20 protein-coding genes and 1 pseudogene are annotated in these 26091 nt (G+C 64.6%); 15 read left to right on the forward strand and 6 right to left on the reverse strand.

All coding sequences use genetic code 11. From position 1 onward, the window contains the following. Positions 1–157 precede the first annotated feature (157 nt). The gene (locus ACRQ5Q_RS40520) at positions 158–1858 is read left to right on the forward strand and encodes an alpha-amylase family protein (RefSeq protein WP_439395380.1); all 1701 of its coding nucleotides are present in this window, start codon (positions 158–160) and stop codon (positions 1856–1858) included. Between the two features lie 167 nt (positions 1859–2025). On the opposite strand, the gene ACRQ5Q_RS40525 is transcribed toward ACRQ5Q_RS40520, so the two are convergent. Beyond that, entirely contained in the window at positions 2026–3627 is a 1602-nt protein-coding gene (locus ACRQ5Q_RS40525; protein WP_439395382.1) for an alpha-amylase family glycosyl hydrolase, read from the reverse strand. Positions 3628–3788: 161 nt separating this feature from the next. On the opposite strand from ACRQ5Q_RS40525, the gene ACRQ5Q_RS40530 reads away from it, so the two are divergent. After that, positions 3789–4457 (forward strand): MBL fold metallo-hydrolase, encoded by a 669-nt coding sequence (locus ACRQ5Q_RS40530; RefSeq protein ID WP_439371999.1) that lies wholly within the window; start codon positions 3789–3791, stop codon positions 4455–4457. Positions 4458–4516: 59 nt separating this feature from the next. Here ACRQ5Q_RS40530 and ACRQ5Q_RS40535 read toward each other — a convergent pair whose 3' ends face one another. Beyond that, on the reverse strand, positions 4517–4645 hold the full coding sequence (locus ACRQ5Q_RS40535) for a winged helix-turn-helix transcriptional regulator (protein ID WP_439399952.1): 129 nt from the start codon (positions 4643–4645) through the stop codon (positions 4517–4519). A 65-nt stretch (positions 4646–4710) separates the two neighbouring features. Beyond that, positions 4711–4890, reverse strand: a pseudogene (locus tag ACRQ5Q_RS40540) (winged helix-turn-helix transcriptional regulator); the annotation flags it as partial. Between the two features lie 140 nt (positions 4891–5030). Here ACRQ5Q_RS40540 and ACRQ5Q_RS40545 point away from each other — a divergent pair. Continuing rightward, entirely contained in the window at positions 5031–5345 is a 315-nt protein-coding gene (locus ACRQ5Q_RS40545; RefSeq protein ID WP_439372003.1) for a hypothetical protein, read from the forward strand. A 57-nt stretch (positions 5346–5402) separates the two neighbouring features. Here the strand turns inward: ACRQ5Q_RS40545 and ACRQ5Q_RS40550 are convergent, their stop codons facing one another. After that, positions 5403–6581 carry an extracellular catalytic domain type 1 short-chain-length polyhydroxyalkanoate depolymerase gene (locus ACRQ5Q_RS40550; protein WP_439395383.1) on the reverse strand — a complete coding sequence of 393 codons (1179 nt, stop codon included), beginning with the start codon at positions 6579–6581 and terminating at the stop codon, positions 5403–5405. 141 nt (positions 6582–6722) lie between these two features. Further along, entirely contained in the window at positions 6723–8135 is a 1413-nt protein-coding gene (locus ACRQ5Q_RS40555) for an MFS transporter (RefSeq protein ID WP_439395385.1), read from the reverse strand. Positions 8136–8650: 515 nt separating this feature from the next. Between ACRQ5Q_RS40555 and ACRQ5Q_RS40560 the strand changes: the two genes are divergently transcribed. Together ACRQ5Q_RS40560 and ACRQ5Q_RS40565 are read left to right on the forward strand one after the other, a co-directional pair. Next, complete coding sequence (locus tag ACRQ5Q_RS40560) at positions 8651–9886, forward strand: LLM class flavin-dependent oxidoreductase (protein WP_439395387.1); 1236 nt, start codon at positions 8651–8653, stop codon at positions 9884–9886. A 149-nt stretch (positions 9887–10035) separates the two neighbouring features. Continuing rightward, positions 10036–11409 (forward strand): cytochrome P450, encoded by a 1374-nt coding sequence (locus ACRQ5Q_RS40565; RefSeq protein WP_439372007.1) that lies wholly within the window; start codon positions 10036–10038, stop codon positions 11407–11409. Positions 11410–11575: 166 nt separating this feature from the next. Here the strand turns inward: ACRQ5Q_RS40565 and ACRQ5Q_RS40570 are convergent, their stop codons facing one another. Continuing rightward, positions 11576–12415 carry an SDR family NAD(P)-dependent oxidoreductase gene (locus ACRQ5Q_RS40570; protein WP_439372008.1) on the reverse strand — a complete coding sequence of 280 codons (840 nt, stop codon included), beginning with the start codon at positions 12413–12415 and terminating at the stop codon, positions 11576–11578. A gap of 179 nt (positions 12416–12594) precedes the next feature. Between ACRQ5Q_RS40570 and ACRQ5Q_RS40575 the strand changes: the two genes are divergently transcribed. From ACRQ5Q_RS40575 to ACRQ5Q_RS40620, 10 genes are all read left to right on the forward strand, one after another. Further along, entirely contained in the window at positions 12595–13560 is a 966-nt protein-coding gene (locus ACRQ5Q_RS40575) for a sensor histidine kinase (protein ID WP_439372010.1), read from the forward strand. Between the two features lie 309 nt (positions 13561–13869). Then, positions 13870–15606, forward strand: coding sequence for a putative bifunctional diguanylate cyclase/phosphodiesterase (locus ACRQ5Q_RS40580; RefSeq protein WP_439399953.1), 1737 nt, complete (start codon positions 13870–13872; stop codon positions 15604–15606). A gap of 223 nt (positions 15607–15829) precedes the next feature. After that, on the forward strand, positions 15830–17272 hold the full coding sequence (locus ACRQ5Q_RS40585; protein WP_439372012.1) for a sigma-54 interaction domain-containing protein: 1443 nt from the start codon (positions 15830–15832) through the stop codon (positions 17270–17272). 195 nt (positions 17273–17467) lie between these two features. Continuing rightward, positions 17468–18778 (forward strand): MFS transporter, encoded by a 1311-nt coding sequence (locus ACRQ5Q_RS40590; protein ID WP_439372014.1) that lies wholly within the window; start codon positions 17468–17470, stop codon positions 18776–18778. Positions 18779–18890: 112 nt separating this feature from the next. Continuing rightward, the gene (locus ACRQ5Q_RS40595) at positions 18891–20927 is read left to right on the forward strand and encodes an acyl CoA:acetate/3-ketoacid CoA transferase (protein ID WP_439372016.1); all 2037 of its coding nucleotides are present in this window, start codon (positions 18891–18893) and stop codon (positions 20925–20927) included. 106 nt (positions 20928–21033) lie between these two features. After that, positions 21034–22218 (forward strand): substrate-binding domain-containing protein, encoded by a 1185-nt coding sequence (locus ACRQ5Q_RS40600; RefSeq protein ID WP_439395389.1) that lies wholly within the window; start codon positions 21034–21036, stop codon positions 22216–22218. A gap of 164 nt (positions 22219–22382) precedes the next feature. Next, the gene (locus tag ACRQ5Q_RS40605) at positions 22383–23147 is read left to right on the forward strand and encodes an ABC transporter ATP-binding protein (protein WP_439395391.1); all 765 of its coding nucleotides are present in this window, start codon (positions 22383–22385) and stop codon (positions 23145–23147) included. Continuing rightward, a complete protein-coding gene (locus ACRQ5Q_RS40610; protein ID WP_439395393.1) occupies positions 23144–23866 on the forward strand; it encodes a branched-chain amino acid ABC transporter ATP-binding protein in 723 nt (240 codons plus the stop codon). The genes ACRQ5Q_RS40605 and ACRQ5Q_RS40610 overlap by 4 nt, the downstream gene beginning before the upstream one ends. Continuing rightward, entirely contained in the window at positions 23863–24873 is a 1011-nt protein-coding gene (locus ACRQ5Q_RS40615) for a branched-chain amino acid ABC transporter permease (RefSeq protein WP_439372023.1), read from the forward strand. The genes ACRQ5Q_RS40610 and ACRQ5Q_RS40615 overlap by 4 nt, the downstream gene beginning before the upstream one ends. Then, on the forward strand, positions 24870–25955 hold the full coding sequence (locus tag ACRQ5Q_RS40620; protein WP_439372024.1) for a branched-chain amino acid ABC transporter permease: 1086 nt from the start codon (positions 24870–24872) through the stop codon (positions 25953–25955). The genes ACRQ5Q_RS40615 and ACRQ5Q_RS40620 overlap by 4 nt, the downstream gene beginning before the upstream one ends. Positions 25956–26091 lie beyond the last annotated feature (136 nt).

A 26091-nucleotide genomic window follows, 5' to 3' on the forward strand; every position in this document is an offset into this window, starting at 1 on the left:
TCCGGGGCGCGCGCAGCGCGAGCCCGGAATCCATGACCACAGGGAGCGGTTGTCGAGCGAGGGCGGCACAGCGCTGCGAGGCGCGGGAACCTCTCCTTCCCCACGCACTTATCACGCAGCCGCCGCACCTCGGCGGAACCACCGAGGCTGCTCGCGCATGATCGACGATCTCTGGTACAAGAACGGCGTGATCTACTGCCTCTCCGTCGGCTCCTATATGGACGCCAACGGCGATGGCATCGGCGACTTCAAGGGCCTGCTCCGGCGGCTAGACTATCTGCACGGCCTCGGCATCACCACGATCTGGCTGATGCCGTTCCAGACCTCGCCCGGCCGCGACGACGGCTATGACATCGCCGACTATTATAGCGTCGATTCCCGCTACGGCACGCTCGGCGATTTCGTCGAGTTCGCCCAGGGCTGCAAGCAGCGCGGCATCCGCGTCATCATCGACCTCGTCGTCAATCACACCTCGGACCAGCATCACTGGTTCAAGGAGGCGCGGCGCGACAAGAACTCGCCCTATCGCGACTGGTACGTCTGGTCCGACAAGAAGCCGGCCAATGCCAACAAGGGCATGGTGTTTCCCGGCGTGCAGAAATCGACCTGGACGCGCGACAAGGAATCCGGCGCCTGGTATTTCCATCGTTTCTACGATTTCCAACCGGACCTCAACACCTCGAATCCGCGCGTGCAGGCCGAGATCCTGAAGATCATGGGCTTCTGGATCCAGCTCGGCGTCTCCGGCTTTCGCATGGACGCCGTGCCCTTCGTGATCGCGACGAAGGGCGCCAAGGTGAAGAAGCCGGTGGAGCAATACGACATGCTGCGCGTCTTCCGCGAATTCCTGCAATGGCGGCAGGGCGACGCGATCATTCTCGCCGAAGCCAACGTGCTGCCGAAGACGGACATGAAATATTTCGGGCGCGACGGCGATCGCATGCACATGATGTTCAACTTCCACGTCAACCAGCATCTGTTCTATTCGCTGGCATCCGCCGATTGCCGTCCGCTCGCCAAGGCGCTGGAAGCAACAAAACCGCGGCCGGCGACGGCGCAATGGGGCCTGTTCCTGCGCAATCACGACGAGCTCGATCTCGGCAGGCTGACCAAGGCGCAGCGCGATACCGTGTTCAAATGCTTCGGCCCCGACAAGGACATGCAGCTCTACGACCGCGGCATCCGCCGCCGCCTTGCGCCGATGCTGGGCGGCGACCGCCGGCGGCTCGAGCTCGCCTACAGCCTCATGTGCACGTTGCCGGGAACGCCCGTGATCCGCTATGGCGACGAGATCGCGATGGGCGACGACCTGTCGCTGCCCGAGCGCAATTGCGCGCGCACGCCGATGCAATGGTCGACCGAACCGCATGGCGGCTTCACCAAGGCCGACAAGCCTTCCTGCCCCGTCATCGACAAGGGTCCGTACGGATTTCCGCACCTCAATGTCGCGACACAGCGGCGCGATCCCAACTCCATGCTGAACTGGACCGAGCGCATCGTCCGCATGCGCAAGGAAGTGCCGGAGGTCGGCTGGGGCGACTTCACGGTGATCCCTGTGCGGGATCCCGCCGTCTTCATCATCCGCTACGACTGGCGCAACAATTCCGTGCTGTTCGTGCACAATCTCGACGAAAAGCCGCGCGAGATCGCGTTCTCGGCGGGACTGCCTGGCGAGGCCGGCGCGCATTTGATCAACCTGCTCGCGGAAGACCACAGTCACGCCGACAAGCGCCGCCAGCACCGCGTGGTGCTGGAGCCCTATGGCTATCGCTGGTATCGCGTCGGTGGGCTGGACTATCTGCTGAAGCGGAGCGATATCGACGAGACGACGATGCGGGGGAAGAAGCATCCGGGGTAAGGTCGGATGCCGTGGTTTGCCCCGTCGTTTCAACGATCGTCATTGCGAGCGAAGCGAGCAATCCAGAATTTTTTCGCGGGCAGCAGGCGCGATTGCTTCGCTGCGCTCGCAATGACGGGGAGACAGCGGTGGCCATCTCCTCCGCCGTTCTCCTGCCGGAAGCAGGGCTAGGATGGCGGCGCTACCACCACCCCCTCGTTCCCGCGCAGATCCAGCACGCCCTCCAGCTTCTCGCCCTCACGATCCAGGAACGTCGACAGCAGAATCTCGCTGCCCGGGCGGATCGCGCTGGTGGTGACCGCGATCGGGTCGGGGCCGAGATTGAGCACTGTTATCACCGACCTGTCTCCGACCGCGCGGCGATAGATCAGCAGATCGCCTTGCGCCTCGATCGGGTGATAATCGCCGGCGACCAGCGGCGGGCAATCCCGCCGCAACGCGATCAGGCGCTTGTAGAGGCTGAGGATCGAGCGCGGATCGGCTTCGAGATTGGCGACGTTTTCATGGATATGATCCTCGGGCAGCGGCAGCCACGGCCTCACCTGCGAGAAGCCGGCGAAGTTGGAGGAATCCCATTGCATCGGCGTGCGGCAGCCGTCACGGCCGACGCCGATGCCGGGCACGTTCTTCTCGAAGGGATCGCGCACATCCTCCGGCGCGATCGCGAGCTGATGCATGCCGATCTCGTCGCCGTAATAGAGCGTCGGCGTGCCGCGCAAGGTCAGCAGCAGCATGGCGGCGACGCGGGCCTGCTCCGGCCCGACGCGGCTCGCCACCCGCGGACGATCGTGGTTGCCGAGCACCCAGTTCGGCCAGGCGCCCTTCGGCAGCGCCTTCTCGTAGTCCTCGATGATCGTCTCGATCGAGCGCGCGCTCCAGAAGGTCGCGAGCAGCGCGAAATTGAACGGCATCTGCGCCCCGGTGAGGTCGTTGCCGTAATAGGCCATGAGACGATGCAGCGGCAGATAGATCTCGCCGATCAAGACGCGGGCGCGATACGCATCCGTGACGCGGCGCATCTCGGCGATGACGCCATGCACCTCGTCCTGGTCGGTGGAATATTGCGTGAGGATCTTCTCGTTCGGCGGCCGGCCCTCGACGTAATGCGGGTTCGGCGGGTTGTCGCGGAATTCGGCGTCCTTGATCAGGTGCCAGATCACGTCGACGCGGAAGCCATCGACGCCCTTCTCGAGCCAGAACCGCATCACGTCGTAGATCGCGGCGCGGACATCGGGATTGCGCCAGTTGAGGTCCGGCTGCTGGGCAAGGAAGGCGTGGTAGTAGTATTGCCCCGTGGTTTCGTCGAACTGCCACGCGCTGCCGCCGAATTCGGACAGCCAGTTGTTCGGCGCGCTGCCGTCGGGCTTCGGATCGCGCCAGATGTACCAGTCGCGCTTGGGGTTGTCGCGCGAGGCGCGGCTCTCGACGAACCAGGGATGCTGGTCGGAGGTGTGGTTCGGCACGAGATCGAGGATCAGCTTCAGGCCGTTGTCGTGGACGGCCGCGAGTAGCGCGTCGAAATCCGCCATGGTGCCGAACAGCGGCTCGATGCCGGTGTAGTCGGCGATGTCGTAGCCGAAATCGGCCATCGGCGAGGGAAAGATCGGCGACAGCCAGATCGCATCGACGCCGAGCGATTTCACATAGGGCAGCCGTTGCAGGATGCCGGCGAGATCGCCGACGCCGTCACCGTCGCTGTCCTGAAAGGAGCGCGGATAGATCTGATAGAAGATGCCGTCGCGCCACCAGTTCTCGCTGCCGTGAGCCATGTGGGAATACCATCCAAAGACTGCCCTCGCGCGGGAGAACGCGGAAGCAACGCCCCGGTTCAGATTGGAGAGCCAATTGGGACGCCCGTGTGACCTGTTCCCCGGTCCATCGCACGAATCTTTTGCTTGGCGGCATGGCAAAAATCGGCATTGTGGCGCCCATGACCGAGCAAAATGACACCAAAGCCAAGGCGGGCGCGATCATCGTTCCCGTGACGCTGTTCGAGCAGAACTGCACCATCATCTGGGACGAGCCTGGCAAGAAGGCCGTGGTGATCGATCCCGGCGGCGACGTGCCGAAGATTTTGGAGGCGATCAAGCAGACCGGCGTCACCGTGGAGAAGATCTGGCTCACCCACGGCCATATCGACCATGTCGGCGGCGCGGCGGATTTGCGCGATGCGCTGAAGGTGCCGATCGAGGGGCCGCATCAGGCCGACAAGTTCCTGCTCGACAACGTGGTCGAGAGCGGTGCGCGTTTCGGCATGACCGGCGTGCGCAATTTCGCGCCGGACCGCTGGCTCGACGAAGGCGACAGCGTCTCGATCGGCGGCCTGTCGTTCGACATCCTGCACTGCCCGGGCCACTCGCCGGGCAGCGTGGTATTCTTCAACAAGGACTTACGTTTTGCCCATGTCGGCGACGTCCTGTTCGCGGGCTCGGTCGGCCGCACGGACCTGCCCGGCGGCAGTCACGCGACGCTGATCAACTCGATCAAGACGAAACTGCTGCCGCTCGGCGACGACGTCGGCTTCATCTGCGGCCACGGCGCCGGCTCGAGCATCGGTCAGGAGCGGATGACCAACCCATTCGTCACCGGCGAGATGTAGGCTCCTTGTTTGAGCATGATCTGATCGGAAAACCGCTTCACAGTTTTCCGGATCATGCTCTATTCGGCGGCGTCTGCGAGCGCCGCCGTCTCGCCCAGGTTACGCTCGCCCCATTCGCGAATCGCGGCGACGACGGGCACGAAGCTCTTGCCCTTGCGGGTGAGGCGATACTCGACTTTCGGCGGCACCTCGCAAAGTCCTTGCGGTCGATCAGGCCGCTCATCGTCAGCGCCTTCAATTCGCGGCTGAGCACGCGCGGGGTGATCTCGCCGCTGCCTGACGTGCCGCGCAGCAGACCGCTCCTGATTTCGCCATAGCGGCGTGGGCCGTCCTTGAGGTCCCAGACAATGCGCAGCTTGTACTTGCCGCTGATCATCTTTTGAAACGCCGCGACCGGACAGGCGCGCGGCGGGATCACTCTTGCCTTCGCCATGTCGTCTCCTCCATGCGTTAGCCAGCGTGCGAAAGAATAGGAGCGACAACGAAAAAGTCCATACTATCAATTTTGTCCATACTTGCGGGATCGCTTCCAAGGCGCAGATGATGACGCGCATGACGAACAGGGAGCGTCACATGAAGCACTTCATGATCAGATACCAATTCAGGAACGGCACGACGGAGGAATGGCATCAGGAGATCGGCCGCTTCATCAAGGCGATCGACGGCGATCCGCAGCTGAAGGGGCGGATCGGATACCGCGTCCTCAAGGCCCGCGACGAGGGCAGCTATTTCCATCTTGCGAGCGTCAGCGACGATGCCGCGCAAAAGGCGCTGCAGTCGCGCGACTTCTTCCGGGCCTATCAGGAGATGACGCGAAAGGTCGCCGGCGGCGAGGTCACGGTGACGCCGATCGAGGTGATCGATCACACGGCAGCTTCGCCGAGTTGAAGCGACGGCGTCGCCCCAAACGCGGTTGTCGTCCCGGGCAAGCGTCAGAGCAGGAGCTTACTTCATCAATCCCACCGCCGTCAGGGCGCGCGTGATGATCTGGCCGAGATCGAAGCCACGGGATTCCTGCTGCTTCGGCTCGGCCGCTTCTTCGGCGACCTTCGCACGGATCGAGCGGGCGAGATGTGGGGCTGGTGAGCGCGCCGGAGCAGCCGGAGCGGCAGGCTTCGCTGCTTTTTTCTTCGCCGCATCCGGAATCCAGCCAGTCAGGCCGAAGAACTTCGCGATGTGATAGGACGAGGAGATGCCGGCCTCGATCAGGAACGCGCCTTCCATGCCGTAGCGCTGGTCGTTGTCGGCAACGCCAAGCGGCGTGCCGTGGGCCATGTCGGTGATGGCGTAGGACTCGACCAGCGTCTCGCCGTCCTTGTTCCACCAGGCCTGGCGCGGATAGCCGTCGACATTGGTCTCCGCCATCGGCACTTCAGGCAGATCGTGCAGATCGAGCCACTGCTTGACGATCTCGTTGGCATTGCCGGGATTGACGGTGCGATCGGCGCTGCCGTGCCACACCGACACCTTCGGCCAGGGACCACGATGATCGGAGGCGCGGCGCACGAGATCGCCGAGTTCGCGTGCGGGACGCGCCGGGGAATGAAACATGCCGTCCAGCGCCTCGCGCAAATTCGAGGCGATGCCGTAGGGCAGGCCGGCGATGATCGCGCCAGCCGCAAAGACTTCCGGATAGGTCGCGAGCATCACCGACGTCATGCCGCCACCGGCGGACAGGCCGGTGATGAAGATGCGCCTGGGATCGATGCGATGCGTCTCCGTCATGTGCGCGATCATCTCGCGGATCGAGCGCGGCTCGCCACTGTCCCGCGCCCTGTCTTCCGGATTGAACCAGTTGAAGCAGGTGTTGCCGTTGTTGACGCGCTGCTGCTCGGGCATCAGCAGCGCGAAGCCGTAGTGCCGCGCGAGCGTCGACCAGCCGGCGCCGAGATCGTAACCTGCCGCCGTCTGTCCGCAGCCATGCAGCACGACGACCAGCGCCCGGGGCTTCTGCAGTTGCGCCGGCACGAACGCGAACATGCGCAAGGCGCCGGGATTGTCGCCGAAGCCCGTGACCTCTTCCAGCGGACTGGATGAACCAGGGATACGGCCGAACTCGGCGAATCGCAGACCGTCCAGCCTTGGCAGACGTCTCAACAAATCGACATTTCTGGCTAACGACACGGCACTTTCCTGATGGGCGGCTTTCAACGTTCAGCCCAACCAGATAGTTGCTGCATTGCGAAATAAAAAGGCCGCGTGCTGTCGATCTCGCGAAAATCACCGGAAATCCCGCGGGAATCCGCATGTATTAACCGCAATGCCTCAACTTGATGCAGATGCGCGGCGCATCCACGTCAGAAATGCGGTGCAGATCATGATTAACGTCACAAACAGCGCGAGCGAGACGAAAAATCCTGCGCGCGCTGATTGCAGTGATTCGATCGCGAAGAATACCGCGCCGATTGCGGCCACTCCGGCCGCATTTCCGATCTGCGCCGTCGTACCATACATGCCGGAAGCCGAGCCTGCGGCGACGGGCTTGACCGTCGAGAGCACGGTACCGGACAGCGGCGCCATCACGAGTCCCTGGCCATAGCCGAAGATGACCATGGCCAGCGCGAGCGTGAGTGGTGTTGGCGCATCAACGCAGAATGCGGCCAGCGCAAGCGCGCCGAGGCCCGCGATCTGCAGCGCGCAGCCTTCGATCAAGACCATGGTGCCGCGATGCCGCGCCCGCACGCCGCTGTGGCGCGAGGCCACGACGAAGGCGAGCGCGAGCGGGATGAACGCCATGCCGGCGACGAGCGGCGGAATCTTCAGGCCGCGCTGCATGAACAGCGTCATGACCAGATAGAATGAGAGATTGGCGGTGAAGAAAAAGAACGCCGCGCCAAGGCCGCGCAGGAAGGCGGGGTCCGCCAGCACCGTCAGATCGATCAGCGGCATGCCGCCGGCACGTGCAACCGCGTGTTCGAGCTTGAGGAACGCCGCGAGGATCGCACCGCCGAGCGCCATTACCGGCCACAACCATAACGCCCAGCCGAGATCATGGCCGAACAGCAGCGGCCCGATCAGGCACAGCAATCCCGCGAACAGGACCATGCTGCCCTTGATGTCGAGCCTGGTCCCGGCCCGTCGCGGCACCGACGGCATGACGCGCCAGGCAGCCGCTGCGATGGCGAGGCCGAAGGGAACGTTGACGAAGAACACCGACCGCCAGCCGGTGCCGGCGAGATCGAGCGTGACCAGCAGCCCGCCGAGCAAAAAGCCCGCGGCGCCCGCGAGCCCGAGCACGATCCCGTAGACGGCGAAGGCGCGGTTGCGCGTCTCGTCGCTGAACAGAAGATGCAGCGTCGCCAGCACCTGCGGCAGCATCAGCGCTGCGGTCGCGCCCTGCGCCAGCCGCGCCATGATCAGCTCGATACCGGATTGCGCAAGACCGCACCACAGCGAGGTCGCGGTGAAGCCGAGCACGCCGGCCAGGAAGATGGTCTTGGTGCCGTGGATGTCGCCAAGCCGTCCGCCGGTCACGACCAGGGTGGCATAGGCGATCAGATAGATCGCGATGACGGATTCGATCTGCGCCGGCGACGCCTTCAGATCCACCGCGATGGTGGGAATGGCGACGTTCACGATGAAGGCATCGACGCCGAACATGAACTGGGCGGCGACGACGATCGCGAGCACCCACCAGCGGCGGGTCGAGTCGATCGGCTTTGTGACGGTTTGATGCATTGGCGCACGAGCTTCGGAATTTGTTCGGCGCGAGGCTCGCAAATCGCAGTCATCCGCGCGATTACCTCGGAGGTAGGATTTGTCGCTTGGCCCGATTGCTGCATGCTTTGCACCGCCCGGGCGCGTCGGCCTCTCCCGCAAGCGGGAGAGGCGGAGCAAGCCCGCTTACCATCTTCGTGAAATCCATATGCGATAGCCCTGCCGCCTGCGGGGAGAGGTCGGATCGCTCTTGCGATCCGGGTGAGGGGGACTCTCCGCGAGTCGCGCTGTTCCCTGGAACGACGCCCCTCTCGACGCGTCATTGCGAGCAATCCCACGACGTCCGCCCTCGCGGAGAGAGGCCCCTCCCCCCGACCCTCTCCCCGTAAGGATGGGGAGAGGGAGGCGAGGCATCTCGTCTGGCCTCGACGCATGCCTGCATTCCACCACGCGGGACATCGCGCGATTGCGTTCGTCGTCTCCGGCACGTAGCCTCACCGTCTCAACAAACAGAAAATTCAGCCGGAGAGAACGCCATGGCGCGCCTGAAGTTCGGAGCCTTTCTTGCCCCGCATCACCCGATCGGTGAGCATCCGATGCTCCAGTTCCGGCGCGATCTCGACCTCGTCGAGCAGCTGGACGCGCTCGGCTATGACGAGTTCTGGTGCGGCGAGCATCATTCCTCCGGCTGGGAGATGATCGCTTCGCCCGAGATGTTCCTGGCGGCCGCCGGCGAGCGCACCAAGCGGATCAAGCTCGGCACCGGCGTGATCTCGCTGCCCTATCACCATCCCTTCAACGTCGCCCAGCGCATGGTGCAGCTCGACCACATGACCGGCGGCCGCGCCATCTTCGGCTCAGGTCCCGGCGCGCTGGCCTCGGACGCGCACACGCTCGGCATCGACCCGATGACGCAGCGCGACCGCCAGGACGAGGCGATCGCCATCATCCGCCGCCTGTTCAACGGCGAGCGCGTCACCGCGAAGAGCGACTGGTTCACCATGAACGATGCCGCGCTGCAGATCCTCCCCTTGCAGGAGGAGATGCCGTTCGTGGTGGCGTCGCAGATCTCGCCGTCGGGCATGACGCTCGCCGGCAAATACGGCATCGGCATCATCTCGCTGGGCTCGATGACGACGCAGGGCCTGATGTCGCTGCGGCAGCAATGGCAGTTCGCCGAGGATGCCGGCAGGAAGCACGGCACCAAGGTGAACCGCGCCGACTGGCGGGTGCTGCTGACCTTCCATATCGCCGAGACCCGGGAGCAGGCCCGTCGCGAGGCCGGCGCCGGGCTGATGCGCTGGCACAATGAATATAATGTCGGCACGCTGCAGCGGCCGGGCCTGACCGCGTTCTCCTCGGCGGATGAAGCAGTGGACAAGACCGCTTTCGTCGAGGGCGCCGCGTCCACCATCGGCACGCCGGACGATCTCGTCAAAACCATCAAGAACGTGATGGAAGTGTCCGGCGGCGTCGGCGCCATCATCGGCTTCGTGCACGACTGGGCCAATCCGGAAAACACGCGCCGGAGCTGGGACATGGTCGCGCGCTATGTCGTGCCGGAGATCAACGGCTACATCGACGGGCTGCGCAGGTCGCAAAAATTCGTCATCGAGAACCGCGCGATCTTCGAGCGTGCAGGCCAGGCCGTAATGGCCAAGATCATGGAGAACGAGAAGGCCGCCGAGGCACTGAAGGTCACCGGCCCCGGCCGCGTCGCCATTCCCGCCGTCAACGCACCGGATCTGCAGAAGGAAGCAGCGAAGGGGTAGGGCTGCGATCGGCGCCGCTTGGGTTCACCTCTCCCTACGGGAGAGGTGAACCACGCCGCGGCACTTTCGCACGTAGGAACGGCACATCGCTTCTGCGCGAGGCTGTGCTAAGCTGACCGGATCAGCCTTGCTCAACCGGAGCAATCGTCATGTCGATGCAGAACGTCGCCCCTGCGCTTCCGTTCACCGCACCCAAGCGCAATGAGCTGAGGCACATTCCCGGCGACGAGGGCTGGCCGGTCATCGGCAAGACTTTTCAGGTGCTTGCCGACCCCAAGGGACATATCGAGGCGAACGGCGCCAAATACGGTCCGGTCTACCGCACCCATGTGTTCGGCGAGACCAACGTCGTGCTGCTCGGCCCCGAGGCCAACGAGCTCGTGATGTTCGACCAGCAAAAATTGTTCTCCTCGACCCATGGCTGGAACAAGGTGCTGGGCCTGTTGTTTCCGCGCGGGTTGATGCTGCTCGATTTCGACGAGCACCGGCTGCATCGCAAGACGTTGTCGGTCGCCTTCAAGTCCGGACCGATGAAATCCTATCTCAGCGATCTCGACCGCGGCATTGCCGCGCGCGTGGCGCTGTGGAAGGCGAGGCCCGGCGAGATGCAGCTCTATCCCGCGATGAAGCAGCTCACGCTCGATCTCGCTGCGGTATCCTTCCTCGGCGCCGATATCGGGCCGGAGGTCGATGAGATCAACCGCGCCTTCGTCGACATGGTCGCGGCCGCCGTAGCCCCGATCCGCAGGCCGCTGCCGGGCACCCAGATGGCGCGCGGCGTTGCGGGGCGCAAGCGCATCGTCGCCTATTTCCGCCAGCAGATCCCGCTCCGCCGCGGCAATCACGGCGGCGACGATCTGTTCTCGCAGCTCTGCCGCGCCACCCATGATGACGGCGCGCTGCTGTCCGAGCAGGACATCATCGACCACATGAGCTTCCTGATGATGGCAGCGCACGACACGCTGACCTCGTCGCTGACCTCGTTCATCGGCGAGCTCGCCGCGAACCCGGACTGGCAGGACAGGCTGCGCGCGGAGGTTCTGGCGCTCGGGCTTCCCCCCGGCGCGCCCAGCAGCTTCGACGATCTCGAAAAGATGCCGCTGTCGGAGATGGCGTTCAAGGAGGCGCTGCGGATCAAGCCACCGGTGCCCTCGATGCCGCGCCGCGCGATGCGGGATTTCACCTTCAGGGGCTATACGATCCCCGCCGGCACCGCGGTCGGCGTCAACCCGCTCTATACGCATCACATGAAGGACATCTGGCCGGAGCCGGATCGCTTCGATCCCCTGCGTTTCACCGAGGAGGCCCAGCGTGGCCGCCATCGCTTCGCCTTCGTCCCGTTCGGCGGCGGCGCGCACATGTGCCTCGGCCTGCACTTCGCCTACATGCAGGCCAAGTGCTTCGCGCGGCACTTCCTGCAGAACATCGAGGTGTCGCTGGCACCGGGCTACAGGCCGGACTGGCAGATGTGGCCGATCCCGAAGCCGCGGGACGGGTTGAGGGTGCGGGTGAAGGCAGTTTAGCGGCACCACCGTCACTAACGAGCGACGCGAAGCAATCCAGACCGTGTCCGCGGAAACAGTCTGGATTGCTTCGTCGCAAGGGCTCCTCGCAATGACGGAAGCCTACCCAGTGGTGGGCGCGGCGCGCGAAGGGCGCCTTTGCCCAACCTACAGGGACCGCCTCGTCCTACGCCCCCTGATCGAACGCCTTGCGCAAGGCCGACAAGCCCTGCTGCTGTTGGCTCCAGTTGCGGCCGCCGGTCATGGCGCCGTCGATGACGAGGTCGTGGCCGTTGATGAAGCTGGATTCGTCGCTGGCCAGAAACACCGCGGCATGGGCGATATCATCAGGAAGACCGGCGCGCGGGATCGGCTGCGCGGTCTTGTAGACCTCGCGCATCACCGCCGGCGTCTTCTCCGCGGCGTCGGTCGAGAGTCCCAGCGCCTTGCCGAAGATGCCGGTCGCGATCGCGCCGGGCGAGATCGAGTTGACGCGCACGTTGGACTCGCCGAGCTCCATCGCCACGCATCTGGTGAGATGGATCACCGCAGCCTTGGCCGCGCCATAGACGATCGATGAGGAGAAGCCTGCAAGACGGCCCGCGATGCTGCCATTGTTGATGATGCTGCCAGATCCCTGCTTCTTCATATGGGGCGCGGCGTGCTTCATGCCGAGCATGACGCTGCGCACCAGCGTCGCCATCGCCGCGTCGAAGCGCTCGACCTCGAGACCCTCGATCCCGCCGGTCTGCGCCGGGCCGCCGGCATTGTTGAACAGGCAATCGATGCGGCCGAACTTCTCCACCGCGAGCGCGATCAGCGCCTGCATCTGCGCTTCGACCGTCACGTCGGTCTGAAGGAAGACGCAAGTAGCCCCGAGCTGCCTCGCCAGCGCCTCGCCTTCCGGTACGCGCCGCCCGGCGATCACAATTTTGGCACCTTCAGCAACGAAGACTTCCGCAGTCCGCAATCCGATCCCGCTCGTCGCGCCCGTGATCACCGCCACCTTGCCGTCCAGCCTGCCCATGGAATGTTCCTGCTTTCGAACCCCTTGACGCCAAACGGCAAACACCGATCGACGACGGCACCGCGACAGTCGCTGCCGCGACGGTCACTATTCCTGCCGGCTTTCGACAAGGCAAGCTTTGCTTGCGCGCCCGACATGCGTAACATTCAAGGCGGCCGCACGTCGCAACCGGGCTGGGCATGGAGAAGCTGATCGAGGAGTTCCGCAAGGGCTGGCAGGGCGTGGCACCGCCCTCGCTCGGCCTGAGCATCGCTTTTGCGATCGCCTGCCTGCTGGTGGCGACGCTGGCGCGCTGGGGGCTCGCCCAAGTCCGCCCCGACGTCTACTTCACGCCTTACTTTCCGGCCGTGTTCTTTGCCGCCGCCTTCGGAGGTTTTCGGCTCGGCATCGTGACGGCGATCATCGGCGGCGTGCTCGGCGTGGTCCTGAATTTCAGCGATGCCATTGCCGACAACGCCCGCTTTGCCCTGCTGGCGCTGTACTGGGTGGTCTGCGCGCTCACCATCTGGGGCGTCGAGCATTATCGGACGCTCCTGATCGAGCAGCGCCGGATCTCCAAACGCCTGATCGAGGAGGAGGATTATCGCAAGCTGCTGGTCGACGAGCTCCAGCACCGGCTGAAGAACAAGCTCTCGACCGTGCACGCCGTGATCCATCAGGTGCTGCACGACCAGCCCCAGGTCTGGGCCCGGATCGATCCGCGGCTGCGTTCGCTGGCCACGACCGACGATCTGATCTCGCGGATCGACAAGGGGGGCTGCGATATCCGCGACCTCCTGATCGCCGAGCTCGGGCCCTACGGCCATGTCCGCTTCACCCTGAACGGCGACCGGCTGTTCCTGCCGCCAAAGCTCGCGGTCACGCTGTCATTGATGTTTCACGAGCTCGCCACCAATGCAGGAAAGTATGGCGCATTCTCCGCGCCGCGCGGCCTGTTGCAGGTGTCGTGGACCGTCAGCGAGGACCGCCTGACCATCACCTGGGACGAAACCGAGGGGCCGAGCGTGGACAAGGTGTCCGAGCCCGGCTTCGGCACCAAGCTGCTGAAATCGGCACTTTCGGCTTTCGATGGTAGAACCGAGATCTCCTATCTCAAGTCCGGGCTGCATTGCATCATGCAATGCCGCATCCCCAAAGGCGGCTAGCGGAGAGCAAGACTCGGTCGGATCACCTCTCCCCAACGGGGAGAGGTGCGCCGGGGCTCCCATCGATTCAAACAAGGCTGAGCTCGCAACAAGATTCGAGCAAAACGAAAGCGATCCGCGCGCTCTGCTCGCGCTTTCGCAGGCGACCGTTGACGCTCTGTTAATGACGATTTGCGCGCGTTGCATCGTCGCCAGTTTCGTCGAGGACACCCCCGTATTTCTCCGCACCCCTTAACCAAACTTAAGAGGGAACTGCGCATGATCGCGTGCATTGCAAAGGCGCGCTGAACAACAAGATTCATGACTTCTATGAACGACGACAAATATTCCGGCGCGACCGAGGCCGAACTCGGATTTCTCAAGGAAATCGTTAGAATGCTGCCGGCCGGGCTGACCGTGCAGGATGCCCATGGCGAGCTTCTGCTGGTCAACGATGCCGCTGCGGCCCAGCTCGGCATGGACGGCAGCCGTCCCTCGCCGGACCTGGCGCCGCGCCGCGAAGCCTGCCGCAAGGCTCTGAGCGCCGGCCAGGCCATCGTCATCGAGGAAGCGCTTCACGACGGCGCCGCGCGCCAGGTGCTGCTCACGACCCATCGACCCGTTCGTCTCGCCGGACGCGAGCTCCTGATCTCGGCCTCCTCCGACATCACCGAGCAGAAGAATTTCGAGGACCAGCTGTTCCGCTCGGCCCATTTCGACGAGCTGACCGGCCTGCCTTCGCGCCGCGTGATCGAGCATCGCGCCAACGGCCTGCTCGCGAAGGATCGCAGCAGCGAGCGTTTCGCGCTGGCCTTTCTCGACGTCGACAACTTCAAGCACATCAACGACTATTACGGCCACGCGGTGGGCGATGCGCTGCTGGTCGAGCTGTCGAAGCGGCTCGGGCGCGACTTGCGCGATTCCGACATGCTGTCGCGCATCTCCGGCGACGAATTCCTGCTGCTGCTCTCCCCGATCCAGAGCCAGGAGGAAGTCGCCGAGTTCATGCAGTCGACGCTGGAGCGGCTGACTGCGCCGTTCTTCATCGATCATTCGGAAGTGTTCGCCTCGACCTCGGTCGGCATCAGCCTCTATCCCGACCACGGGCGCAGCTTCGAGACGCTGCGGCAGAACGCCGACATTGCGATGTACCGCATCAAGAACAACGGCAAGGGACTGGCCGCATTCTTCGACGCCAACATGGAGCGCGAGGCGCTGGCGCGGAGCAAGATCGAGCAGTCGCTGCGGCTCGCCATCCTGGAAAAGCGCTTCTGCTGCGCCTTCCAGTCCAAGGTCGACATCCGCACGCAGGCCGTGAAGGGCATCGAAGCCCTGGTGCGCCTGCGCGACGACGAAGGCGTGATCCAGGCGCCGGGTTCGTTCATCAACCTCGCCGGCGAGCTCGGGCTGATCGACGAGCTGACCCATCTCGTGCTCGCCGAGATCGTCAAGTCGATCGACGTCATCAACGACACCTTCGGCGCGGCAGCGACCATCAGCATCAACGTCGCCGCCAGGCAGGCCGGCAATCCCGAGTTCATGCGCAGCTTCGCGCGGGCACTGGAGGAGACCGGCTTTCCGCAGCGCTTCATGATCGAGGTGACGGAAGACGCCTTCGTCGCCAAGAATCATTTCCAGGCCGAGATCCTGCCGATGTTCCGCAAGCTCGGCGTCGGCATCTCGATCGACGATTTCGGCACCGGCTATTCCTCGCTCTCGGCGCTCGCCGACATCACCGCGGACGAGATCAAGATCGACCGCTCCTTCATCACTGACATCCACAAGCGCCCCCGCAGCCAGGGCATCTTGCGCGCGATCGAATCCCTGAGCGAGGCGCTCGGCATCACCGTGATCGCCGAGGGCCTCGAATCCTACGAGGAGCTGGCTTATCTGCAGGCCGCGACCAAGATCCGCTACGCGCAGGGCTATTACTTCTCCCGCCCGATCTTCCTGGAGGAGCTGAAGCTCGCAATGCCGGTCTCCAGCGAAGCCCGCGCCAGCGTCGCCACCCGCCCGATGCAGCAGAACCGCCACGGCTATTCGCGGGCGAGCTTGTATCGGAGGTAGAGCGCAAGCGCCGCTTCAATCTCGGTGTCGTCGCCCGGCTTGACCGGGCGACCCGGTATTCCAGAGACAGTCGTTGTTGAATCGATCCGCCGCGGCGTACTGGATGCCCCGGTCGAGCCGGGGCATGACAGTGGCGGGTGTGGCCGCACCTCAACGCCCATTTCTCCCTTTGAAATCGCTACACTTTTGCTAATAAACAGGCGGGCTTCCCGCGAGGCACGCCATGTCCGTCCCCACTTCCGCCGTCAGCGATCCCGCCTATCTCCGTGCCCGCGCGATGGTGACGCTGTTCGAGCGGCTGGAGAACCTCTGCGAGGGCGCGATTGCGATCGATCGCGGCGGGCGCGTCGTCTACGTCAACGAGAAATATCTGGCCTCGCTCGGCCTCGAGCAGACGGCAGACGCGATCGGCCGGCCGATCGAGGAGATCATTCCGAACAGCCTGATGCGGAAGGTGGCCGAGACCGGCGAGCCGATCCTGCTCGACATCATGGAGCTCGGCGGCGAGCAGCTCGTGGTGACGCGCATGCCGATCGAGGACGAGAACCGCAAGGTCATCGGCGCGATCGGGTTCGTGCTCTATGACCATCTGGAGAGCCTCAAGCCGCTGCTCGCCCGCGTCGCCCGGCTGGAGAGCGATTTGCGGCTGGCGCGACGGCAATTGTCCAACGCCCGCGCGGCGCGCTTCACCTTCGCCGATTTCGTCGGCTCGACGCCCGCCATCGCGCAGGCCAAGGAGCTCGCGGGCCGCGCCGCGCGGCAGAGCGTCACGGTGCTGCTCACCGGCGAGACCGGAACGGGCAAGGAAATGCTGGCGCAGGCCATCCACAACGCCTCCTCCCGGGCCGACAAGCCGTTCGTCAGCGTCAATGTCGCAGCGATCCCGGAAACGCTGATCGAGTCCGAATTCTTCGGCGCCGTTCCCGGCGCCTATACCGGCGCCGACCGCAGGGGGCGCGAGGGCAAATTCCGGGTCGCCGACGGCGGCACGCTGTTCCTCGACGAGATCGGCGAGATGCCGCTGCAGCTCCAGGCCAAGCTCCTGCGCGTGCTGCAGGAGCGCGAGATCGAGCCGCTCGGCTCGGACAAGATCAGCAAGGTCGACGTCCGCGTCATCGCCGCGACCAATGTCGATTTGCGCAAGCGCGTCAGCGACGGCGCGTTCCGGCCCGATCTCTACTACCGCCTCAACGTGCTCTCGGTCGACCTGCCGCCGCTGCGCCAGTGCCTGGACGATCTCCCCGACATCTGCGCCCGGCTGCTCGACGACATCAGCGCGTCCGGCGATTACGTCAAGGCCAAGATCACGCCGAGCGCGCTGGCCGCGCTCGCCCGTTACGACTGGCCGGGCAATGTCCGCGAGCTCCGCAACATTCTCGAGCGCGCGCTGATCCTCAGCGATTCCGGGCGCCTGACCGGTGACGACTTCGTCCGCATTCTGCCTGTTGGCAGCGAGGTCAGGCTTGCAGCGCCGGAGCGGCCGGTCGGTCTCGTCGTGCCCTATGCCGAGGCCGAAGCCGAGTTCGAGAAGCACACGCTCGAGCAGGCGCTCGCCGCCAGCAACGGCCAGATCTCCGAGGCCGCCAAGATGCTGCGGATCTCGCGCGCGACCTTCTACAAGAAGCTCGCCAAGTTCGGTCTCGCCGCGGGACCGGCCTCCGTCTGAGTTTCGAGACTCGGGCTGTCCGGAGTCTCGGAATCCTGACATACGATCTGGCCGCTTTTTCCCGAAGCATTCGCTGAATCTGCTGGATTTTCAGCCAATTTGCGCAAACCTGTGGCATCTGGCGCGGAGCTTGCTCTTCGCTTTGCACAATGACGCATGCTGCACGTGCGCATTCACAACCAGGGAGGACGCAAGATGAGTGAAGCGATCTCGGTCCATCAGCTTCAGACGAGACAGCCCTCGCACGTCACGGTCGCCACCGCGAGCCTGATCGGCACGGCGATCGAGTGGTACGACTTCTTCCTCTACGGCACGGCCGCGGCGCTGATCTTCAACAAGCTGTTCTTTCCGACCTTCGATCCAATGATGGGCACGCTGCTGGCGTTCGCCACCTACGCGCTCGGCTTCATCGCCCGCCCGCTCGGCGGCGTCGTGTTCGGGCATTACGGCGACAAGATCGGTCGCAAGACCATGCTCTATCTGACGCTGCTGATCATGGGCGCGGCGACCGCGGCGATCGGTTTCCTGCCGACCTATGAAACCGCCGGCATCTGGGCCGCGATCCTGCTCGTCACCTGCCGCCTGATCCAGGGCTTTGGTCTCGGCGGCGAATGGGGCGGCGCGGTGCTGATGGCGGTCGAGCATGCGCCCGCGGACAAGAAAGGTTTCTACGGCAGCTGGCCGCAGCTGGGGGCGCCGCTCGGCCTCGTGCTCGGCACGCTGGTATTCTCCGTGGTCTCCGCACTGCTCACCGACGCGCAGCTCTATGCCTGGGGCTGGCGCATCCCGTTCCTGTTCTCGATCGCGCTGGTGCTGGTCGGCCTGTGGATCCGCTTCACCATCGCGGAATCGCCGGAGTTCCAGAAGGTCAAGGACACCAAGCAGGAAGTCAAGATGCCGATCCTCGAGGCTATCCGGATGTACCCCAAGAACATCCTGCTCGCGATGGGCGCGCGCTTCGCCGAGAACGGCTTCTTCTACATCTACGCGACCTTCGTGCTCGCCTATGCCACGCAATCACTCGGCATGAACAAGCAGGACATGCTCAACGGCGTGCTGATCGGCGCGGCGATCGAGACCTTCACCATCCCGGCCTTCGGCGCGCTCTCCGACCGGCTCGGGCGGCGGCCGATCTACATCTTCGGCGCGGTGTTCTCGGCGCTGATGTCGTTCCCGCTGTTCATGCTGCTGTCGACCAAGAACCCGCAATACGCCTGGATCGCGATCGTGCTCGGCCTCGCCGTCGGCCATGCCGCGATGTACGGCCCGCAGGCGAGCTTCCTGTCGGAGCTGTTCGGCACCAAGGTGCGCTACAGCGGCGTCTCGCTCGGCTACAACCTCGCCTCGATATTCGCCGGCGCGCTGTCGCCGCTGATCGCGACCGGATTGATGACGGCCTACGCGCCGGCGACCTGGCCGATCTCGCTCTACATGATCGCGCTGGCGCTCATCACCATCGTCTCGGTCTATTTCGCGACCGAGACACGCAAGGTCGCCCAGCCCTGAACGCGCCTCCGCGACGCCGGAGCGGCTGGTCGCCGGCCGCTCCACGCGATACGAATGGAGGCAAGCAAGAAGAACCGCCATGCGGTCCGCAACAGACATGGGAGGGAATGCCATGAGCCAGCATCCTGCCTTGCCCTATTTGCGCAACGCCGAGAAGGGCAAAGTCGTCACCGCCGCGGAAGCCGTCATGCTGATCCGTGACGGCGACACGGTGGCCACCGGCGGCTTCGTCGGCATCGGCTTTGCCGAGGAGATCGCGATCGCACTGGAGGAGCTTTATCTGTCCAACGAGGGCGATGCGCCCTACACGCAAGGCAAGCCGCGCAACCTGACGCTGGTCTATGCGGCCGGCCAGGGCGACGGCAAGCACCGCGGCCTCAACCATTTCGCGCATGAAGGCCTGGTCCGGCGCGTGATCGGCGGGCATTGGGGCCTTGCGCCGAAGCTGCAGCAGCTCGCGATCGCCAATCAGATCGAGGCCTATAATCTGCCGCAGGGCGTGATCACCCACCTGTTCCGCGACATCGCGGCGCGCCGGCCCGGCCACATTACCCGCATCGGCATGGGCACCTTCGTCGACCCCCGGCATGGCGGCGGCAAGCTGAATGCGCGCACCACCGAGGACATGGTGGAGCTCGTCACGCTGCGCGGCGAGGAGTGCCTGCTCTACAAGGCGTTCCCGATCAATGTCGGGATCATCCGCGCCACGACGGGCGATCCCGACGGCAACCTCACCATGGAAAAGGAGGCGCTGACGCTGGAGGCGCTCGCCATCGCCATGGCGGCGCATAATTCCGGCGGCATCGTCATCGCCCAGGTCGAGCGTGTCGCGGAGAGCGGCAGCCTCAATCCGCGCCAGGTCAAGATCCCCGGCATCCTCGTCGACTGCGTCGTGGTGGCGAGACCTGAGAACCACTGGCAGACCTTCGGCACGCAATACAATCCGGCGTTCTCGAGCGAGATCCGTGTCCGCGCCGCCTCGCTGCCGGTGATGCCGGTCAGCGAGCGCAAGATCATCGCCCGGCGCGCCGCCCTCGAGCTCAAGGCCAACAGCGTCGTCAATCTCGGCATCGGCATGCCGGAAGGAATCGCCTCGGTTGCCAATGAAGAGCGGATCATCGACCTCATCACGCTGACGGCGGAGCCGGGCGTGATCGGCGGCATCCCGGCGAGCGGCATCGATTTCGGCGCTGCGATCAACACCCAGGCGGTGATCGACCAGCCCTATCAGTTCGACTTCTACGACGGCGGCGGCCTCGATGCCGCCTTCCTCGGCCTCGCCCAGGTCGACCGTGCCGGCAATCTCAATGTCAGCAAGTTCGGGCCGAAGCTTGCCGGGGCCGGCGGCTTCATCAACATCAGCCAGAGCGCCAAGGAGGTCGTGTTCGTCGGCACGTTCGGCGCGGGCAAACAGCGCATCGCGGTGAACGACGGCAAGCTCGTCATTCTCGACGAAGCCAAATCGCGCAAGTTCGTCGACAAGGTCGAGCACGTCACCTTCAGCGGCCCGTTCGCCGCCGCGCGCAAGCAACGCACGCTCTATGTCACCGAACGCTGCGTGCTCGAGCTCAGGCCGGACGGGCTCGAGCTCACCGAAATCGCGCCCGGCATCGACATCGAGCGCGACATCCTGCGCCTGATGGACTTCAAGCCGCTGATCCCGCGCGACCCTGCGCTGATGGACGCCCGCATCTTCCGCGACGGTCCCATGGAGCTGCGCGAGCGCCTGCTCACCATCCCGCTCGACCAGCGCTTCACTCTGGACGAGCAGCAGAACCTGTTCTTCGTCAATCTGGAGCGCTATCCGCTGCGCAGCAAGGCGGAGATCGACACCATCGCCGATATCGTCGAGGCGAAGCTCGCACCGCTCGGCCGCCGGGTCTACGCCATCGTCAATTATGACAATTTTTCCATCCTGCCCGAGCTGATGGACGACTATTCAGCCATGGTGCGCAGCCTGGTCGACCGCTTCTATTCCGGGGTGTCGCGCTACACCACGTCGGGCTTCCTGCGCATCAAGCTCGGCGAAGCCCTGGAGAAGCGCGGCGTCGCGCCGCATATTTTCGAGAGCGCGGAGGAAGCGCAGTCGGATCGACGTCAGGCCGAGGGAGCCGCCGCAGCACCTGCCGTCCGGCGAGCCCAAAAATGATGCATGGTCCAAAGAGCCGGCACGCTCGGCCGGAGGTTCAATTGCAATGTTCGTAGTGTTGTGCAAATCGCTGTTGCCGAGAAACTTTGAATCAGGAGGGACCATCGTGCGTCGATCATTCATCATAACAACAACCATCCTTGCCCTCGCCGCGAGTACCTCCGCACGGGCCGACGATCTCAAGGTCGCGCTGATCTACGGCAAGACCGGTCCGCTGGAAGCCTATGCCAAGCAGACCGAGACCGGCCTGCAGATGGGTTTCGAGTACGCCACCAAGGGAACCATGACGCTCGACGGTCGCAAGATCGTCGTCATCACCAAGGACGACCAGGGCAAGCCGGACCTGTCCAAGGCCGCGCTCGCGGAAGCCTATCAGGACGACAAGGCCGACATCGCGATCGGCACGACCTCGTCGGCCGCGGCCCTCGCCATTCTCCCGGTGGCCGAGGAGAACAAGAAGATCCTGATCGTCGAGCCCGCCGTTGCGGACCAAATTACCGGCGAGAAGTGGAACCGCTACATCTTCCGCACCGCGCGCAACTCCTCGCAGGACGCGATCTCCAACGCGGTCGCGATCGGCAAGCAGGGCGTCACCGTCGCGACGCTGGGGCAGGACTACGCCTTCGGCCGCGACGGCGTTGCCGCCTTCAAGGAGGCACTGGCCAAGACCGGCGCAACGCTGGCAGCGGAAGAATATGCCCCGACGTCGACCACCGACTTCACCGCGGTCGGCCAGCGCCTGTTCGACGCGCTGAAGGACAAGCCGGGCCGCAAGATCATCTGGGTGATCTGGGCCGGCGCCGGCAATCCGCTGGCAAAGCTCCAGGACATGGACCCGAAGCGTTACGGCATCGAGCTCTCCACCGGCGGCAATATCCTGCCGGCGCTCGCCGCCTATAAGGGTCTGCCCGGCATGGAAGGCGCGACCTATTACTACTATGAGATCCCGAAGAACCCGGTGAACGACTGGCTGGTCGCCGAGCATCAGAAGCGCTTCAACGCGCCACCGGACTTCTTCACCGCGGGCGGTTTTGCCGCCGCGATGTCCGTGGTCGCCGCCGTCACCAAGGCGAAGTCCACCGACACCGAGAAGCTGATCACGGCGATGGAAGGCCTGGAGTTCGACACGCCGAAGGGCAAGATGGTGTTCCGCAAGGAAGACCATCAGGCGCTGCAGAGCATGTACCACTTCAAGGTCAAGGTCGATCCGAACGTCGCCTGGGCCGTGCTCGAGCCGGTGCGCGAGCTGAAGATCGAGGACATGGACGTTCCGGTCAAGAACAAGCGGTGAGATGGTGTTCACCTCTCCCGCTTGCGGGAGATCCGGGTGAGGGCTCTCTCCTCTTGGGGATTGTCCCCGAGCGGAGACACCCTCTCCCCTGCCCTTCCCCGCAAGCGGGGGAGGGGCGCACCGCGACGGCGGATCAATCCAGTTTCATCATTTTCAGACGTTCAATGACGCTCACCCTCGAAACCCGCGACCTCACCATTCGCTTCGGCGGCCATGTCGCGGTCAACAACGTCACCTGCACGTTCCGCCCTGGCGAGCTCACCGCCATCGTCGGGCCGAACGGCGCCGGCAAGACCACTTATTTCAATCTGATCTCGGGCCAATTGCGCGCATCGAGCGGCAACATTTTGTTCGATGGCACCGACATCACCCAGCACTCGGCGCCGATGCGCACGCGTGCTGGCCTCGGTCGCGCTTTCCAGCTCACAAATCTATTTCCCAATCTCACCGTGGAAGAGAACGTCCGCCTCGCCGTGCAGGCGGCGAACGGCACCCATTACGACATGCTGCGGCCCTGGATGCTGCGCGGCGACCTGATCGCGCGGGCAGATGCCATCCTCGACCAGGTCGCCCTCGGCAATCGTCGCGGCGTCGCCGCCACCGCGCTGTCACATGGCGACCAGCGCAAGCTCGAGGTGGCGCTGATGATCGCGCTGGAGCCGAAGGTGTTCATGTTCGACGAGCCGACCGCCGGCATGAGCATCGACGAGGTGCCTGTCGTCCTCAAGCTGATCGCGCAACTGAAACAGGACAGGAGCAAGATCATCCTGCTGGTCGAGCACAAGATGGACGTGGTGCGCTCGCTCGCCGACCGCATCATCGTGCTGCATAACGGCCAACTCGTTGCAGATGGCCCACCGGCCGAGGTGATCGCTTCGCCGATCGTGCAGGAGGCCTATCTGGGCGTAGCACCGAAGAGTGCCGCATGACCGACCTGCTCAAACTCTCCTGCGTGCACACCCATATCGGGCGCTATCACATCCTCCAGGGCATCGATCTCACTGTGCCGCAAGGACAGGTCACGATGCTGCTCGGCCGCAACGGCGCCGGCAAGACCACGACGCTGCGCACCATCATGGGCCTGTGGCAGGCTTCCAGCGGCGAGATCACCCTCGCCGGGATGCGCATCGAGAGCCGCGCCACGCCCGACATCGCCCGGCTCGGCGTCGGCTATGTGCCGGAAAGCATGGCCGTGTTCTCCGACCTGACGGTGAAGGAGAACCTCGTGCTCGCGGCGCGCGACGGGCCGCTCGACGACACCCAGCTCGACTGGATCTTCGGCTTCTTCCCCGCGCTGCGCCGGTTCTGGCTGTCCCGCGCGGGGAGCCTCTCGGGCGGGCAGAAGCAGATGTTGTCCATCGCGCGCGCCATCATCGAGCCGCGCAAACTGCTGCTGATCGACGAGCCGACCAAGGGGCTGGCGCCGGCCATCGTCATGGCGCTGATCGAGTGCCTGAAGGAGATCAAGCGCAAGGGCGCAACAATTCTTCTGGTCGAGCAGAATTTCTTTGCCGCCCGCGAGCTCGGCGACAGCGTGCTGGTGATGGACAACGGCACCATCGTCCATCGCGGCGAGATGGCGGCGCTCGCCGCCGACGTGCCGCTGCAGGAGCGGCTGCTCGGCCTGAGCCTGGAGGCGCATCAGTGACTGACCTTGCTGCAACCGATCCATTGCCGAAGCCGAAGCGCGACATCGCGCCGGTGCTGCTGCCGATCGCGCTCGCGCTGCTGATGATCCCGCTGATCGGATCGACTTCTTCCTGGCTGACCCTGACCGCAGCGAGCCTTGCCATGGGCATGATGATCTTCATCATGGCCTCGGGCCTCACACTGGTGTTCGGGCTGATGGACGTGCTCAATTTCGGCCACGGCGCCTTCATTGCCGTCGGCGCCTATGTCGCAACCCTGGTGCTGGCGCCGTTCGCGGCGTCGATCCAGGCGGATTCGCTCTGGATGAACCTCGCGGTGCTGGCCCCGGCTGCGCTGCTCTCGATGGCGGTATCAGGCGCGCTCGGCCTCGTCGTCGAGCGGGTGCTGATCCTGCCCGTCTACGGCCAGCATCTGAAGCAGATCCTGATGACGACCGGCGGCCTGATCGTCGCCGAGCAGACGCTCTATGCTCTGTGGGGACCGCAGATCATCCCGATGCCGCTGCCGGCCTCGCTGCGCGGCTCCTTCATCCTCGGCGACGTCGCAATCGCCAAGTACCGCGTGCTGGCGATGCTGATCGGGCTTGCCGTCTTCATCGCGATCCAGCTCGTGCTCAACCGCACCAAGGTCGGCCTCCTCATCCGCGCCGGCGTCGAGAACCGCGAGATGGTCGAGGCGCTCGGCTATCGCATCCGCCGCCTGTTCCTCGGCGTGTTCATGACGGGATCGGCGCTGGCGGGCCTCGGCGGCGTGATGTGGGCGCTCTATCGCGAGCAGGTGCACGCTTCCATGAGCGACGACCTTACCGTCCTGATCTTCATCGTCGTCATCATCGGCGGCCTGGGATCGATCGGCGGCTGCTTCATCGGCGCGATTCTGGTCGCCATGGTCGCCAATTACGGCGGCTTCCTGGTGCCGAAACTCGCCCTCGTCTCCAACATCCTGCTGATGGTCGTCATTCTGATGTGGCGGCCGCGCGGCCTCTATGCGGTGACCAGCCGATGATGATCCTCTCCGGCGATCCGCCGCGCAGCCGTGTGCTCACGCTCCTCCTCGTCGTCATCATCCTGGCGCTGGCGGCGACGCCGTTCCTGTTCCCGGGCGCCAAGGCGCTGAACGTCGCGGCCAAGATCTGCGTCTTCGCCGCGCTAGTCGCCTCCTACGATCTGCTGCTCGGCTATACCGGCTCGGTGTCGTTCGCCCACACCATGTTCTACGGCATCGGCAGCTACGCCATCGCCATCGCGCTCTACGGCATGGGGCCGAACTGGGCAGCGGTCGCAACCGGCATCGTCACCGGCCTGCCGCTGGCGGCCCTGCTCGCGCTCGCCATCGGCCTGTTCTCGCTGCGGGTCGCCGCGATCTTCTTTGCCATGATCACGCTCGCGGTCGCCTCCGCCTTCCAGGTGCTGGCCTCGCAGCTGTCCTGGCTGACCGGGGGCGAGGACGGCCGCAGCTTCCAGCTGCCGCAGCTGCTGCGCCCCGGCACCGTGCTGATCTCCAAGAACCTGTTCGGCTTCGAGATCAACGGCCGGATCCTGACTTTCTATCTGGTGTTCGCGATCTCGGCGCTGATGATCCTCGCCTTGCTGCGGGTGGTGAACTCGCCGTTCGGCCGCGTGCTGCAGGCCATCCGCGAGAACCGTTTCCGCGCCGAGGCGCTCGGCTTCCGCACCGTCTTCCATTTGACCTACGCCAACTGCATCGCCGCCCTGGTCGCCGCCAGCGCCGGCATCCTGAATGCACTATGGCTCCGCTACGCAGGTCCCGACACTTCGCTAAGCTTCTCCATCATGCTTGACATTCTGCTGATGGTGGTGATCGGCGGCATGGGCACGATCTACGGCGCGATCATCGGCGCCACCATCTTCATCCTCGCCCAGAACTATCTGCAGTCGCTGATGGGCGTCGCCTCCAAGGCGGCGTCGGAAGCCGGCCTGCCGCTGCTGCCGGGACTCTTGCATCCCGACCGCTGGCTGCTGTGGCTCGGGCTGCTCTTCATCGCCAGCGTCTACTTCTTTCCGACCGGCGTGGTCGGACGGCTGCGCCATGGGGGCGGCAAGAAGACCGAAGGCGCCTCGCATTAAGCATTGATTAATTATGCCGCGCCGCGATTGCCGCGAGCGCAACGCAACTGCGGCGTGCTTCGCGCCTTGCGGGGCGCGGGAGCGAGAGCGCTACCGGGCTTAATGGTTGGGTAACTGGTTTTCCTAAGCTTTGCGC

It is taken from the genome of Bradyrhizobium sp. PMVTL-01 (assembly GCF_051861855.1).
In the GTDB taxonomy this organism is placed as follows: domain Bacteria; phylum Pseudomonadota; class Alphaproteobacteria; order Rhizobiales; family Xanthobacteraceae; genus Bradyrhizobium.

Bases quoted from the DNA above. Each gene is read 5' to 3' on its own strand.
- ACRQ5Q_RS40560 (WP_439395387.1), top strand. From the start codon at position 8,651: ATGGCGCGCCTGAAGTTCGGAGCCTTTCTTGCCCCGCATCACCCGATC.
- ACRQ5Q_RS40590 (WP_439372014.1), top strand. From the start codon at position 17,468: ATGAGTGAAGCGATCTCGGTCCATCAGCTTCAGACGAGACAGCCCTCG.
- ACRQ5Q_RS40530 (WP_439371999.1), top strand. From the start codon at position 3,789: ATGACCGAGCAAAATGACACCAAAGCCAAGGCGGGCGCGATCATCGTT.
- ACRQ5Q_RS40605 (WP_439395391.1), top strand. From the start codon at position 22,383: ATGACGCTCACCCTCGAAACCCGCGACCTCACCATTCGCTTCGGCGGC.
- ACRQ5Q_RS40520 (WP_439395380.1), top strand. From the start codon at position 158: ATGATCGACGATCTCTGGTACAAGAACGGCGTGATCTACTGCCTCTCC.
- ACRQ5Q_RS40555 (WP_439395385.1), bottom strand. From the start codon at position 8,135: ATGCATCAAACCGTCACAAAGCCGATCGACTCGACCCGCCGCTGGTGG.
- ACRQ5Q_RS40570 (WP_439372008.1), bottom strand. From the start codon at position 12,415: ATGGGCAGGCTGGACGGCAAGGTGGCGGTGATCACGGGCGCGACGAGC.
- ACRQ5Q_RS40545 (WP_439372003.1), top strand. From the start codon at position 5,031: ATGAAGCACTTCATGATCAGATACCAATTCAGGAACGGCACGACGGAG.
- ACRQ5Q_RS40580 (WP_439399953.1), top strand. From the start codon at position 13,870: ATGAACGACGACAAATATTCCGGCGCGACCGAGGCCGAACTCGGATTT.
- ACRQ5Q_RS40595 (WP_439372016.1), top strand. From the start codon at position 18,891: ATGAGCCAGCATCCTGCCTTGCCCTATTTGCGCAACGCCGAGAAGGGC.
- ACRQ5Q_RS40585 (WP_439372012.1), top strand. From the start codon at position 15,830: ATGTCCGTCCCCACTTCCGCCGTCAGCGATCCCGCCTATCTCCGTGCC.
- ACRQ5Q_RS40575 (WP_439372010.1), top strand. From the start codon at position 12,595: ATGGAGAAGCTGATCGAGGAGTTCCGCAAGGGCTGGCAGGGCGTGGCA.
- ACRQ5Q_RS40610 (WP_439395393.1), top strand. From the start codon at position 23,144: ATGACCGACCTGCTCAAACTCTCCTGCGTGCACACCCATATCGGGCGC.
- ACRQ5Q_RS40525 (WP_439395382.1), bottom strand. From the start codon at position 3,627: ATGGCTCACGGCAGCGAGAACTGGTGGCGCGACGGCATCTTCTATCAG.
- ACRQ5Q_RS40620 (WP_439372024.1), top strand. From the start codon at position 24,870: ATGATGATCCTCTCCGGCGATCCGCCGCGCAGCCGTGTGCTCACGCTC.
- ACRQ5Q_RS40565 (WP_439372007.1), top strand. From the start codon at position 10,036: ATGTCGATGCAGAACGTCGCCCCTGCGCTTCCGTTCACCGCACCCAAG.